A 13,601-nucleotide genomic window follows, 5' to 3' on the forward strand; every position below is an offset into this window, starting at 1 on the left:
GCTGAAATACAGCGATTTATGCATTTAAAAAATCTTAGCCTGCTTAATTATAAGAATCTTAAGACGGCTGAATTTGAATTCGATGAAAAGATCAACTGCCTGGTTGGAAATAACGGGGTGGGTAAAACGAACGTTCTGGACAGCATCTATCATCTCTCCTTCGGTAAAAGTTATTTCAATCCCATCACCTCACAGAATATAAATCATGATTCAGACTTTTTTGTCATTGAAGGTGAATTCGAGAAGAATGATAAATCTGAAAAGATCCTGGCGAGCGCAAAAAAGGGACAAAAAAAGATCATAAAGCGGAATAATAAGGCTTACGATAAAGTTAGCGACCATATCGGGTTTATCCCCACCGTTATAATTTCCCCCGCAGACCGGGACCTTATTATTGAAGGTTCTGAAACGCGAAGAAAGTTCATGGATGGAGTGATCTCACAAAGCGACCAGGTATACCTGAATAAGCTATTACAATATACCAAACTCACTTCACAGCGTAATTCCCTCTTAAAATATTTTGCTGCCAATAATACTTTTGAAAGGGATACTTTAGAAGTTTACAACCTGCAGTTAAGCAGCCTTGGACGGGATCTGTTTGAAAAGAGAAAAGAATTTCTGAAAGAGTTCATCCCTATATTCAACAAGCGATATGCCGATATTACAAATAATAAGGAGGAAGTTCAGATCATTTATAAGAGTCAGCTTTTTGACAATTCACTTTCCAACCTGTTAGAAGAGAACCTGCAGAAAGATATGGCCCTGCAATATACTTCTGTAGGCACGCATAAGGATGACCTGAGTTTTGAGATTGCCGGTCACCCTATTAAAAAATTCGGTTCCCAGGGACAGCAAAAATCATTCTTGATCGCATTAAAACTGGCACAATTCGATTTTATCAAGGAAATAAGCAAAGTGAACCCGATATTATTGCTGGATGATATTTTTGATAAACTGGACGAAAACCGCGTGGCCCATATTGTGGCTTTGGTGGCGACCAACGAATTAGGACAGATATTCCTGAGTGACACCCATGCCGACAGAACTGAAAAAGTTGTAAAATCCAGCAACCAATCTTATAAAATTTTCAAGCTTTGAAAAAACTCATCTTAATCTTATCCATTATCGCCGTTGCAGCCTGCTCTCAACAGGATCCAGAGGAACAGATAAAACACCTCAACGGATACTGGCAGATCGAAAAAGTAGAAATCGAAAAAGATTCTGTCATTGAATATAGTCTAAGTCCGTTTATAGATTATATTGAGATCAATGACTCTGTTGGTTTCAGAAAAAAACTAAAACCAAAGATCGATGGTGGCTTTATTAAAGCCTCAAATGATGCAGAAAAAATAACAGCCAGGATCGAGGATAATGCGCTAATGCTTTATTATTCCACTCCTTTTGATGAATGGAAAGAAGAAGTACTTGAAGCAGATGAAGAAGAGCTGGTTGTAAAAAACAGGGATAATAAAAAATACTACTACCAACGATATAAACCTTTACTAAGCCAAGATGAAGAAGAGACGCAAGAATGAAGAAATGAAGCTCGGTGACCTGCTCAAGAGTTTCGTAGATGAAAATAAACTGGATAAAGGATTAAACCAGGTAAAGATAAGAGATGTATGGAACAGCCAGATGGGCCCGGCGATCGAGAAATACACCACCGCTATAAAATTAAAGAACGATACACTATTTGTTCAACTCAGTTCTTCTGTACTAAGAGAAGAATTAAGTTACGGAAAAGAGAAGATCATTAGAAACCTCAACGAAGAAATGGGTCAGGAGATCATTTCAAAACTGGTACTGAGATAAAAAGTTTTTAAAATGAATCACACGTTAAAATTATTCCTGATATACTTTTTTGCTTTCTTTATTCTTTTCGCAGGAAGCCAGTACATTCTGGATCTGATTTTTCCAGAAATGGACCACCTTTATAAACTAATAGGATCCGGAGTTTTTACAATTATCCTTTGCCCAAGGTTACAAAAAGTAAAAACTGAAGATGGCACCAGGCTGCAATTGAAATGGTTATTCAAAAAAGAACCTCTTATTAAATAGACATAAAAAAAACCGGACCCAAAAAGTCCGGTTTTTTAATTTATTGAAATTGTTCTCTTAGAACATCTCTCTTCCTGCAAAATGGAAAGCACCTTCTATTTGTGCATTCTCATCGCTATCACTTCCGTGAACGGCATTTTCTCCAATGCTCTTCGCGTATTTCTTTCTGATAGTTCCTTCAGCAGCCTCTTCTGGATTTGTTGCTCCAATAAGAGTTCTGAAATCTTCTACTGCATTGTCTTTTTCAAGAATAGCTGCAACGATAGGACCACGAGTCATAAATTCAACTAATTCTCCGAAAAAAGGACGCTCTTTATGGATCGCATAAAAAGTTTCAGCATCTCTCTGAGTCATTTGAGTAAGCTTCATCGCTACGATTCTAAATCCTGAAGCTGTGATCTGGTCTAATATTCCACCAATATGCCCGTTCTCTACTGCATCTGGCTTAATCATGGTGAATGTTCTATTATCTGCCATTGTATGGTTTTTAAATTCCGTGCAAAAATAAATAATTCCTTTCCATATACAAGCCCTTTAAGCTTTTATGTTCACCTACTGAAATTCAACCAGATAATCCTGCTGCAGTTTATTGTTTTCACCCCTCATTTCCATCCGTACTTTCTTTTTACTGAAATCGAATTTCAACAACCCAAAACTTTTATACTTCACTACCTCTCCTACCCTATACCTGTTAGGCTCACCGTCAAAATCTTCATAGGTATGGGTAAGTCCGCTCGAGGTGAAATCAACCAGGGGATAATCCAGTCCGTCTACATTGGTTTTTGAAAACTCTGAAATATGGCGATCTCCACTCAGGAGGATGACATTTCTGGCTTCGGAAGAGACCAGTAATTCTTTCAATTTTTCAACTTCAGAAGGGAAATTTGCCCATTTTTCGAATCCATGCTCTTCTGAAAGGATCTGTATACTTGACAGAATAACATTGAAATCGGCTTCACTATTATTAAGCTCCGCTTCCAGCCACGCCCATTGCTGTTCTCCCAGGATCGTCCCTTCAGAAGGTTCATATCGCCTGTTAGGATCATTACTTTTCTTCAACTCATCTCTAAAATACCGGGTATCCAGCAGGATCACTTTTATGCTTCCCTTTGGTGTTTCAAATTCTTCAGCGTGATAAACTCCTTCCCTGTTTCTTCTTTTACTGTTGGCCGGGACATCCATAAAATCCAGAAATAATTGCTGACTCTCCTCTTTAAAATGCCATTCCTTTCCGCCGTCATTCAGCCCATAATCATGATCATCCCACGTGGCCAGAACGGTAGTTTGATTCAACACTTTTTGATAATTCTTATTTTGCTTTTGCAATGAGTATTCCCCTTTCATTTTTTCGACATTATCAGTATCGCTGTATATATTGTCGCCTCCCCATAAAAATACATCGGGGTCATTCTTAAGAATAGCACTCCATAAAGGCTGCGGCGAATCTTCACGGTTACAACTTCCAAAAGCGAACACAAAATCGGCTTCATTTTCAGAATCGACGCTGGAAGAACTTGCGCAGGAAAGTAAGAACAGGAATATTGGAAAAAGCTTAAATACTATCTTCATGAGTTCATTTTTGTATTACAAATTTAAAGGATGCATTATTTCTGAAGTATTATTAAATTGTATATTTAGCCCCGATTATGATAGACACAAGAATACTGGAGATCACGGCTGAACTGGCCAAAGCAGAAAATATAGTGATTGTACCCCATAAAGGCCCAGACGGAGACGCGATGGGCTCTACACTTGGGCTCATGCATTTTTTAAGGGATAAGGGTCATAAAGCGACCGTTATCGCTCCTAATGATTATCCGCATTTCCTTAAATGGTTACCAGGGAATGAAGAGGTGATCATCTATGAATCTGAAAAGGAAAAAGCCGACAAACTCATTGAGGAAGCCGAGATCGTTTTCACCCTGGATTTCAATCATCTTTCCAGGTGTGGTACTATGCAGGATTCATTGCTCGCTTCAGACGCTGTTTTTGTGATGATAGATCATCACCAGGAGCCTTCAGATTATGCACACTACACTTATAGTGATTCAAAGATGAGCTCAACCTGTGAAATGGTATATAAATTCATTGATAAGCTAAGAGCAAACAAGAAGATCACTCCGGAAATCGCTACCTGTCTTTATGCCGGAATTATGACCGACACAGGTTCTTTCCGTTTCAGCTCCACTTCCAGCGAGACTCACAGAGCCATCGCAGATCTTATTGAAAAAGGAGCTAAGAACGACCAGATCCACAATAATATTTTCGATACCAATTCTGAAAATAAATTACAGTTATTAGGCACTGCCCTGCAGAACCTAAAAGTAAATAAAGAACTGAGAACGGCCTATATAAGCCTGTCCCAGGAAGAACTGGACCGTCATAATTTTCAAAAAGGAGATACTGAAGGATTTGTGAATTACGGTCTTTCCCTTGATGGAATAATTTTCGCAGTAATTTTCATAGAGAAAGCGAACGAAGACCTTATTAAAATGTCTTTTAGGTCTAAAGGAGATTTCGACGTGAATAAATTTGCCCGTGCGCACTTTGAAGGTGGTGGCCACATTAATGCTGCCGGCGGAAAAAGCAATCTATCGCTGAATGATACTATTGTAAAATTCAACGAGATCTTACCAGAATATTCTGAACAACTGAACAAATGAGAATTTTAATTCTATTATTATTGATCCTGTCTGTTGCCGGATGTAAATCCCCAGAGGCGAGATATCCTGTTTCTCAAAATTCCGGTTCTTATATCGATGAATCGGTAGAAAGGAACAAGGAGATGATCGCCAAGGAAGAGGATTATATTAAACAGGTGATGGGTGAAAATGCAGATACCGAATACCTCTCCTCGGCAGATGGTTTCTGGTATTACTACAATAATAAATCAACCGATAGCACAAATACCAGGACTCCGGAATTCGGCGATGTGGTCGTTTTTGATTATACCATTTCGACTATAGAAGGAGAAGCTATTTATGCCGAAGGCGATAAACCAACCAGAGAGTATTCCATGGATAAAGAGAAGCTCTTTACAGGTTTAAGACAGGGATTAAAATTGATGAAAGAAGGAGAAACTGTCACATTTCTTTTTCCTTCTCATAAAGCTTTCGGTTATTACGGCGATAAAGAGAAAATAGGCAGTAATGTGCCAATTACCGCAAAGGTGACTTTGCATGAAATAAAAGAAGAATCTGAACCAGAAACCAACAATTAAGAATGAAAACAAAAAGCATTTTTTTACTATTAACAGTAGCACTTTCCTTATTCGCTTGCAATGAGGAGTATCCAGAATTAGAAGACGGTATGTATGCCGAATTCAACACTTCTATGGGACCAATAGTTGCTGAATTATATTTTGAAGAAACTCCCATGACCGTAGCCAATTTTGTTTCTCTTGCAGAAGGGACCAGTAAAATGGCTGACAGTACTTACAAAGGAAAAAAATATTATGACGGATTAGTATTTCACCGTATTATCGATGGATTCATGATCCAGGGTGGTGACCCAACAGGAACCGGAAGCGGTGGTCCTGGTTACAAATACCCTGATGAGTTCGTAGACAGTTTAAGCCACGATTCAAAAGGTGTTCTTTCTATGGCCAATGCAGGTCCAGGAACAAACGGAAGCCAGTTCTTTATCACTCTTGCACCGGTACAACAACTGGATGGGAGACATACCGTATTCGGAAAGATCGTTAAAGGTCAGGACGTTGTAGATTCTATCGGGAAAGTTGAAACCGGACCTCGTGACAAGCCTTTAAAAGATGTCGTAATGAACGAGGTTAATATCATTCGTAAAGGAAGTGCCGCAAAAGATTTCGACGCTCCAAAAGTTTTTGAATCTGAATTAGCAAATGTTGAAGCTGAAAAAGAAGCAGAAGCTAAAAGAATGCAGGAAATGGCTGCAGAAAAAGCTTCAGAATTTGAAGCTCTTGAAGCCAAAGCTGATTCTTTAGATAGCGGAGTGAAAATTTATTTCGAAAATAAGGCCGATGGTGAAAAACCTAAGAACGGGCAGAAAGTAAAAGTTAATTACGAAGGATATTTCGCTGATGGAACTATCTTCGACACCAATAAAGAAGAAGTTGCCAGAGAAATGGATATCTATAATGAGCAAAGAGCTGCTCAAAATGGATACGGTCCTATGGCGATGGTTTATGGACCAGACGCTCCAATGATCCCAGGATTTAAAGAAGGGATACAGCAAATGAGCATTGGCGATGAAGCTGTGATCTGGATACCAAGCGCGCTTGGATACGGAGAAAGAGGAGCCGGTGGAGTTATTCCTCCAAATACAGACCTTATTTTCAGAATAGAACTAGTAGAAATGGCAAACGACGCTAAATAAGACGTTCCTCCTGAATATAAAAAAGCCCTTAAGAAATTTCTTAAGGGCTTTTTATTTTTCGAATTCTGAATTCTAATTCTCAGGAATGTTCTTTAATACTTCCAGTAAGAACTTCCAGTATTTTTGAGCTGAACTAATACTCGCTCTTTCATCTGGAGAATGCGCCCCCCTTATCGTTGGTCCAAAGGAGATCATATCCATATTCGGGTAGTGACTTCCAATAATTCCGCATTCAAGTCCTGCATGGCAAGCAGCAATATCTGCTTTTTCGCCATTCATCTTCTGGTAGATCTCATCCAGGGTTTTCAATATAGCTGAATCACTGTTTGGTGCCCATCCAGGATATTCACCAGAAAGCTTTACATCAAAGCCTGCCAGTTCAAATACCGCTTTAAGCGATGATGCCAGGTCATTCTTAGAAGATTCAACCGAACTCCTGGTAAGGCATTTAATATGAACCTCCCCATCCCTAAGGGTAACATTGGCCACATTATTCGAGGTTTCCACAAGGCCTTCTATCTCAGGACTCATCCTGTAAACTCCATTATGAGCGCCCGCTAAAGCCAGTAAAACTTCACGCTGAGACTTCAGGTCCATAACAGAATTTTGAGAAGTAACCATTTGTACCTCGATCGCCAGGTTTGGCTCAAGAGAGGCATATTCAGATTTTAGGTCTGCCGCACGGGATTCGATCTCTGTTTTAAAGCTTTCCACTTCAGTATCGGGAACGGCAATGATCGCCTCGCTTTCCCTTGGAATGGCATTTCTTAGACCACCTCCATTAATTTCTGAAATTCTAAGCTTTAGATCCTCAGAGGTATTTACCAGTAAACGGTTCATCATCTTATTGGCATTTCCAAGACCTTTGATGATATCCATACCGGAATGTCCTCCTTGAAGACCTTTAACCTTTACGGAAAAACTCCTGTAACTATCAGGCATTTTTTCCTCATTGTATTTTTTTGTAGCCGTGATATCCACACCACCGGCACAGCCAATACCAATCTCATCATCTTCTTCAGTATCAAGATTCAGAAGTATATCACCTTCCAGAAGTTCCGGACTTAAGCCTTTGGCTCCGGTCATTCCCGTTTCTTCATCTATAGTAAAAAGAGCTTCGATAGCAGGGTGCTCGATAGAATCACTTTCCAGGATCGCCATCATAGTAGCTACTCCAAGACCGTTATCGGCTCCAAGGGTTGTTCCCTTCGCGCGTACCCAATCTCCATCAACATACATATCTATACCCTGGGAATCAAAATCGAAATCTGTGTCGTTATTCTTTTGATGAACCATATCCAGGTGAGCCTGTAATACGATCTTTTTACGGTTCTCCATCCCTTTGGTGGCAGGTTTGTAGATAACCACATTCCCAACGCTATCCACCTCAGTTTTAAGATTTAGATTATTTCCGAAATTTTTTATGAATTCTATTACTCTTTCTTCCTTTTTGGATGGCCTGGGAACGGAATTCAAGTCTGCGAATTTATTCCATAAGACTTTGGGTTCCAGCTCTCTTATTTCTTCATTCATTGATCTAATTTTTGGTATCTTCACAAAGGTATTCGAAATTACCGATTTCTAAAATTTGAGGCCTTCCTAATATTTGTATTTTTTAGCTGTGAAGAGAAAATCAGTACTACTACTCGCCATCCTTTTTCCGGTACAGATCATTGCTATCAGGTTTTTATCTGATCATTCTAATTTTGTCGAGGAATATTACTCGAACGGAATGTATCCGGTAATTTCAAAAGTAATGCGTTACAGCCTTGGCATTGTGCCATTCTCCCTGGGGGATTTGCTTTATGCTATTTTTATCCTTCTGGCTATTTCATGGCTGGTAAGGCGTATTTCGCAAAAATTCAGAAATCCGAAAATCTGGATACCAGACACCCTGGCCACTCTTTCTGTTATTTACTTTTGCTTCCACCTATTCTGGGGTTTCAATTATTATAGACTTCCACTACACAAAAGCCTGGAAATAGAAAGCGATTATACCACCGAAAAACTAATCAGCCTAACGGAAACCCTTATTGATAGATCGAATAAACTTCATTTGGAACTGGTTCAAAATGATTCTGTAAAAGTAGAATATGATTTCACCAAAAAGGAACTTTTCGATATTACCCTGGAAGGTTACGACCATATTCAGAAGGATTTCCCAGAACTAACGTATAATGGAGAGGCACTGAAAAGATCTATTTACAGCCTGCCTCTAACGTATATGGGTTTCAATGGATACCTGAATCCGCTTACCAATGAAGCTCAGGTAAATACCGTGATCCTGCCATATAAGATTCCAACCACAGCGAGTCATGAAGTTGGGCACCAGCTCGGATTCGCCAAGGAAAACGAAGCTAATTTTATTGCCTGCCTGGTTACCATGAACCATCCTAATAAGTATTTCAGGTATTCGGGATATACCTTCGCTCTTAGCTATTGCCTGAGTGAGCTTTATCGCAGGGATCCTACAAAAGCCGAGGAATTGATTTGCGGAATAAATCCGGGTATTATCAAGAATTATCGTGAGGTAGATGAGTTCTGGTTAAAACATCAAAATCCTTTTGAACCAATTTTCAAGGCTACTTACAATCGGTATCTTATCGTAAATAATCAATCAGATGGGATGAAGAGTTATAGTTATGTGGTCGCCTTACTGGTAAATTATTTCGATGATACGCGTAATGCCTTATAATAGCTTAAGAATTCTCTAAATTTTATTACTTTAAGCCTCTTAAATTTTTGACCAATCTATTTTATACTTAATCCACTAAATTTTATGAAATTAAAATTACTCTTTTTAGGGCTATTCCTAGCTGCATTCACCATGCAGGCCCAGGAATACTTCCCTAAGAATGATGGTGTAAAGACCCGAAACACCAATTACACCGTTTTTAAAAATGCGAAGATCCATATAGATCCTCAAAATGTGATCGATAATGGTATGTTCGCAATCAAGGAAGGAAAGATTACCGCTGTTGGGAAATCTATCAACGTTCCTAAGAATAGCATTGTCATAGATCTTGAAGGCAAAGAAGTCTATCCTTCTTTCATAGATCTTTATAGTGATTTTGGAATTCCAAAGCCTGAAAAAGCTAAGGAAGGAAATTCCCCGCAATATGATGCCGGCCGCGAAGGATACTACTGGAATGATCATATAAGACCTGATACCAAAGCGATTGCTAATTTCAATTTCGATACAAAGGAAGCCGAGAAATTTCAGAAAGCTGGGTTTGGAGTGGTGAATACTCATGTCCCTGATGGGATTATCAGGGGAACTGGGATGCTCGTCGCACTAACTCCTGAAGAGACCGAAGGTGACAGAATTCTGGATGAAAGTTCTTCCCAATTTCTTTCTTTTGATAAAAGTGTACAATCCAGCCAGGCCTACCCTACCTCAATTATGGGAAGTATGGCCTTGATTCGGCAGGCGTATTTAGATGCCGAATGGTACGGCAACGGAAATGCTAAAAACAAGGATCTGGCCCTTGAAGCACTTAATAAAAATAAGGATCTGGTACAGATCTTTGCAACAGATAATCTTCTTAATGAAATTAGAGCCGATAAGATCGGGGATGAATTCGGTATTCAATATGTAATTGTTGGAAGCGGGAAAGAATATCAAAGGCTTGATAAAGTGAAAGCTAGTAACGCCACTTATATTGTCCCTTTAAAATTCCCGGATGCTTTTGATGTTGAAGATCCATACCTGGCAAATAAATTGAGCCTTAAAGAAATGCGGGAATGGAACCAGGCACCGGCAAATCTTAAGATGCTTGCAGAAAAACAAGTGCCTTTTACATTAACTGCTCATTCAATAGATGCCGAAAAGGACTTTAAAACAAACCTTTTAAAAGCAGTGGAATACGGGTTACCTAAAGAAGCGGCATTAGCTGCCTTAACCACAGTTCCTGCAAAAACCATTGGCCAGGATGGCAAACTTGGAGTGATCAAAGAAGGTGCATGGGCAAATTTCCTAATAACCTCCGGGGATTATTTTAATAAAGAAACCACGCTTTATGAAAACTGGATCCAGGGGGAAAAGAAATTGCTTAATAGTATGGATGTAACCAATATCACCGGTAATTACGACCTGAAAGTTGACGGTAAAACCTATGATCTCAAAATTACAGGAGAACCATCCAGCCCTAAAACTGAAGTTAAGTTAGGAGAAACCAAAATAGGTTCAAAAATCAGTTTTAATGACAACTGGATGAATTTATTACTGTCTTCTCCAGATACTACCAAAACTGAATATATAAGACTGGTCGCGAATATTCCGTCTAAGACAGAGCAATTCTCTGGTAAAGCGATACTTCCTAATGGAAACCAAACAAGTTTCCAGGCTATTATTAAAGAGGATTCTGAAAAGGACAAGGAAGATAAAAAGGAAAAAGAGGCAAAAGCCCATAAGGTTGTTCCCGTCACTTATCCAAATATAGCTTATGGGTTCACAGATAAGCCAAAACAGGAAAATGTACTTTTCAAGAATGCTACCGTTTGGACCAGTGAAGATGAAGGAGTACTGGAAAACACAGATGTGCTGGTAAAAAATGGAGAAATCGTAAAAGTTGGAGAAGGTCTTAATGCAGGTGGCGCTAAAGTAATTGATGCGACAGGGAAGCACCTAACTGCAGGTATCATAGATGAACACTCACATATCGCCGCATCGGCTATTAACGAAGCCGGACATAATTCATCAGCTGAAGTTACTATGGAAGATGTGGTAGATCCTACCGATATCAACATCTATAGAAACCTTGCCGGTGGAGTTACCACCATTCAATTATTGCACGGTTCAGCTAACCCGATTGGAGGACGTTCAGCGATCTTAAAATTAAAATGGGGTGAATCTGCCGAAGATATGATCTTTGAGCAGGCACCACCTTTCATCAAATTCGCTTTAGGTGAAAACGTGAAGCAGTCAAACTGGAGTGGTGGAAGATTTCCGCAAACACGTATGGGTGTAGAGCAGGTATTTACCGATTATTTCAGCCGGGCAAAAGCTTACGAAACCAGTAAAAATGATGAAGATTTCAGAAAAGACCTTGAAATGGAAACCATCGTTGAAATTATGAATGGTGAGCGATTCGTTACTTCCCACTCTTACATACAGAGCGAGATCAATATGCTGATGAAAGTGGCTGAGGAATTCGGTTTCAACATTAATACTTTTACCCATATCCTTGAAGGTTACAAAGTAGCCGATAAAATGAAGGAGCACGGAGTTGGAGCTTCAACATTCTCAGACTGGTGGGCATACAAATATGAGGTGAATGATGCCATCCCTTACAATGCCTCTATTATGAATGAAGTTGGTCTTACCGTGGCTATTAATAGTGACGATGCTGAAATGAGTAGAAGACTGAACCAGGAAGCAGCAAAAAGCGTTAAATATGGCGGTATGAACGAAGAGGAAGCCTGGAAGATGGTAACCATAAACCCTGCAAAACTTTTGCATGTTGATAATTTAGTGGGGAGTATTAAAACAGGAAAACAGGCAGACCTGGTCCTTTGGAACGAACATCCTCTATCTATTTATGCGAAACCTGAAAAAACCATGGTTGAAGGTGTTTTCTATTTTGATATCGATCGCGATTCAGATTTGCGTGAAAAGATCAAAAGAGAGCGAAATGAGCTTATAGGCCAGATGCTGAAAGCTAAGAATAACGGAGTGAAAACTCAGCCTGTTACCAAACCAGAAAAGCAAAGAGTTCATTGCGATCTATTGGAAGAGGTTAAATAAAAAATTGAAAAAAATGAAAATATTCAATACATATATAATAATCGCCCTCCTGATGATTTCAGGAAATACATTTGCGCAACAAACTCCGGCTGCTAAACAGTCGGAACCTATCACGATCGTTGGAGCAACAGCTCATTTAGGTAATGGCGAGATCATCGAAAACAGCCTTATCATTCTTGAAAATGGTAAAATAACCGAGGTTATCGCAGCTAATCTCACTAAGAGACAGTATCCTGGTAAGATCATAAACGCCAAAGGAAAACATGTTTATCCCGGAATAATCGCGCCAAATTCCACTCTGGGCCTGGTAGAGATCGATGCAGTAAAAGCGACGGTAGACCAGGACGAAATGGGAGAAATGCTACCTAATATACGAAGTTTGATAGCCTATAATGCCGAAAGTAAGATCGTGGAATCCATGAGGCCTAATGGTGTTCTTCTTGGACAGATCGTACCTCGCGGCGGTAGGATTTCCGGAACCTCATCTATCGTCCAGTTCGATGCATGGAATTGGGAAGATGCGGTGGTCAAGGAAAATGACGGTTTACATATCAACTGGCCAGATTCCTACCAGAGAGGTCGCTGGTGGAGAGGTGAAGATCCAGACCTAAAGGCGAATAAAGATTATCAAAAAGAAGTTCAAAAACTTTCAGATTTTTTTGTTTCAGCAAAGGCTTATCTTGAAGGAAGCAGAGACTATAAAAACCTTCCATTTCTTGCCATGGAAACCGTTTTTAACGGAGATAAAAAAGTCTTTGTGCATGTTGATGGTGAAAAGGAGATACTTGACGTAGTTCAGTTCAAAAAAGAGCAGGGTCTAAAAAGCGTAGTGATAGTGGGAGGATATTATACTGCTGACGTTGCAGAAACTTTAAAGAAGAATGATATCCCGGTGCTGGTAACCAGACCTCATAGTACTCCTGAAGAAGATTATGAAGACTATGATTATCCCTATAAATTAGCTAATCTCCTTCAGGAAAAAGGTGTACTGGTAGCTATCGAAAGTAGCGGGCAAATGGAAAGAATGAATTCCCGAAATTTACCTTTTTATGCCGGCACTGTTGCGGCCTATGGAATGGATAAGGAGGAAGCCCTTAAACTGGTCACATCGAATACCGCGAAGATCCTGGGAATAGATGATATGTATGGCAGCCTGGAAGAAGGAAAATCTGCTACATTGTTCATTTCTGAAGGAGATGCATTAGATATGCGTGGAAATATTCTTTCGCATGCATTCATTGATGGTCGTGAAGTGAGCCTGGAAACTCATCAAACAGAACTTTGGAAACGCTATTCCAAAAAATATAAAGACCTGGAAAGCAAATAGCATTTTCAAAAATTTTAAAGTTGTCTGAAATCTGGACACGTCAAAGCTGAAATAATTTCAGAAGGACGTTATTTCGGTTTTCAGACAACTTTTTTTATGCCTAATATCTACGTATTT

The 13,601-nt window shown here is 39.5% G+C and carries 13 protein-coding genes; 10 read left to right on the forward strand and 3 right to left on the reverse strand.

Features of this window, described 5'->3' with window-relative positions:
- The first annotated feature begins 18 nt into the window (after window positions 1–18).
- From recF to G3I01_RS16485, 4 genes are read left to right on the forward strand one after another with little or no spacing between them, the layout of a single operon-like run.
- Window positions 19–1,098, forward strand: a complete 1,080-nt coding sequence (recF, locus tag G3I01_RS16470; RefSeq protein ID WP_219549754.1) for a DNA replication and repair protein RecF — start codon at window positions 19–21, stop codon at window positions 1,096–1,098.
- Window positions 1,095–1,535, forward strand: coding sequence for a lipocalin family protein (locus tag G3I01_RS16475; protein ID WP_219549756.1), 441 nt, complete (start codon window positions 1,095–1,097; stop codon window positions 1,533–1,535). The genes recF and G3I01_RS16475 overlap by 4 nt, the downstream gene beginning before the upstream one ends.
- Entirely contained in the window at window positions 1,513–1,812 is a 300-nt protein-coding gene (locus G3I01_RS16480) for a DUF721 domain-containing protein (protein ID WP_219549758.1), read from the forward strand. Before G3I01_RS16475 ends, G3I01_RS16480 begins: the two co-directional genes overlap by 23 nt.
- 12 nt (window positions 1,813–1,824) lie before the next feature.
- Window positions 1,825–2,058 (forward strand): hypothetical protein, encoded by a 234-nt coding sequence (locus G3I01_RS16485; RefSeq protein WP_219549760.1) that lies wholly within the window; start codon window positions 1,825–1,827, stop codon window positions 2,056–2,058.
- Between the two features lie 57 nt (window positions 2,059–2,115).
- On the opposite strand, the gene G3I01_RS16490 is transcribed toward G3I01_RS16485, so the two are convergent.
- Entirely contained in the window at window positions 2,116–2,535 is a 420-nt protein-coding gene (locus G3I01_RS16490; protein ID WP_108172065.1) for a nucleoside-diphosphate kinase, read from the reverse strand.
- A 75-nt stretch (window positions 2,536–2,610) separates the two neighbouring features.
- Window positions 2,611–3,627, reverse strand: a complete 1,017-nt coding sequence (locus G3I01_RS16495) for an alkaline phosphatase D family protein (protein WP_219549761.1) — start codon at window positions 3,625–3,627, stop codon at window positions 2,611–2,613.
- A gap of 77 nt (window positions 3,628–3,704) precedes the next feature.
- Between G3I01_RS16495 and G3I01_RS16500 the strand changes: the two genes are divergently transcribed.
- The 3 genes from G3I01_RS16500 to G3I01_RS16510 are packed head-to-tail and all read left to right on the forward strand — an operon-like array spanning window position 3,705 to window position 6,411.
- Window positions 3,705–4,721 carry a bifunctional oligoribonuclease/PAP phosphatase NrnA gene (locus G3I01_RS16500; protein WP_219549763.1) on the forward strand — a complete coding sequence of 339 codons (1,017 nt, stop codon included), beginning with the start codon at window positions 3,705–3,707 and terminating at the stop codon, window positions 4,719–4,721.
- On the forward strand, window positions 4,718–5,278 hold the full coding sequence (gene gldI / locus G3I01_RS16505) for a gliding motility-associated peptidyl-prolyl isomerase GldI (protein WP_219549765.1): 561 nt from the start codon (window positions 4,718–4,720) through the stop codon (window positions 5,276–5,278). The genes G3I01_RS16500 and gldI overlap by 4 nt, the downstream gene beginning before the upstream one ends.
- Before the next feature lie 2 nt (window positions 5,279–5,280).
- A complete protein-coding gene (locus tag G3I01_RS16510) occupies window positions 5,281–6,411 on the forward strand; it encodes a peptidylprolyl isomerase (RefSeq protein ID WP_219549767.1) in 1,131 nt (376 codons plus the stop codon).
- 72 nt (window positions 6,412–6,483) lie between these two features.
- Here G3I01_RS16510 and G3I01_RS16515 read toward each other — a convergent pair whose 3' ends face one another.
- Window positions 6,484–7,944 (reverse strand): aminoacyl-histidine dipeptidase, encoded by a 1,461-nt coding sequence (locus G3I01_RS16515; protein ID WP_219549768.1) that lies wholly within the window; start codon window positions 7,942–7,944, stop codon window positions 6,484–6,486.
- 88 nt (window positions 7,945–8,032) lie between these two features.
- On the opposite strand from G3I01_RS16515, the gene G3I01_RS16520 reads away from it, so the two are divergent.
- From G3I01_RS16520 to G3I01_RS16530, 3 genes are all read left to right on the forward strand, one after another.
- The gene (locus G3I01_RS16520; RefSeq protein ID WP_219549770.1) at window positions 8,033–9,106 is read left to right on the forward strand and encodes a DUF3810 domain-containing protein; all 1,074 of its coding nucleotides are present in this window, start codon (window positions 8,033–8,035) and stop codon (window positions 9,104–9,106) included.
- An 84-nt stretch (window positions 9,107–9,190) separates the two neighbouring features.
- Window positions 9,191–12,157 carry an amidohydrolase family protein gene (locus tag G3I01_RS16525; RefSeq protein WP_219549772.1) on the forward strand — a complete coding sequence of 989 codons (2,967 nt, stop codon included), beginning with the start codon at window positions 9,191–9,193 and terminating at the stop codon, window positions 12,155–12,157.
- Between the two features lie 13 nt (window positions 12,158–12,170).
- Window positions 12,171–13,484, forward strand: coding sequence for an amidohydrolase family protein (locus tag G3I01_RS16530; RefSeq protein WP_219549774.1), 1,314 nt, complete (start codon window positions 12,171–12,173; stop codon window positions 13,482–13,484).
- The last annotated feature ends 117 nt before the right edge of the window (window positions 13,485–13,601 follow it).

The organism is Gramella sp. MT6 (genome assembly GCF_019357415.1).
Classification (GTDB): Bacteria; Bacteroidota; Bacteroidia; order Flavobacteriales; family Flavobacteriaceae; genus Christiangramia.

Coding starts and splice junctions, on each gene's coding strand:
- recF (WP_219549754.1), top strand. CDS start 19: ATGCATTTAAAAAATCTTAGCCTGCTTAATTATAAGAATCTTAAGACG.
- G3I01_RS16480 (WP_219549758.1), top strand. CDS start 1,513: ATGAAGAAGAGACGCAAGAATGAAGAAATGAAGCTCGGTGACCTGCTC.
- G3I01_RS16485 (WP_219549760.1), top strand. CDS start 1,825: ATGAATCACACGTTAAAATTATTCCTGATATACTTTTTTGCTTTCTTT.
- G3I01_RS16490 (WP_108172065.1), bottom strand. CDS start 2,535: ATGGCAGATAATAGAACATTCACCATGATTAAGCCAGATGCAGTAGAG.
- G3I01_RS16495 (WP_219549761.1), bottom strand. CDS start 3,627: ATGAAGATAGTATTTAAGCTTTTTCCAATATTCCTGTTCTTACTTTCC.
- G3I01_RS16500 (WP_219549763.1), top strand. CDS start 3,705: ATGATAGACACAAGAATACTGGAGATCACGGCTGAACTGGCCAAAGCA.
- gldI (WP_219549765.1), top strand. CDS start 4,718: ATGAGAATTTTAATTCTATTATTATTGATCCTGTCTGTTGCCGGATGT.
- G3I01_RS16510 (WP_219549767.1), top strand. CDS start 5,281: ATGAAAACAAAAAGCATTTTTTTACTATTAACAGTAGCACTTTCCTTA.
- G3I01_RS16515 (WP_219549768.1), bottom strand. CDS start 7,944: ATGAATGAAGAAATAAGAGAGCTGGAACCCAAAGTCTTATGGAATAAA.
- G3I01_RS16525 (WP_219549772.1), top strand. CDS start 9,191: ATGAAATTAAAATTACTCTTTTTAGGGCTATTCCTAGCTGCATTCACC.
- G3I01_RS16530 (WP_219549774.1), top strand. CDS start 12,171: ATGAAAATATTCAATACATATATAATAATCGCCCTCCTGATGATTTCA.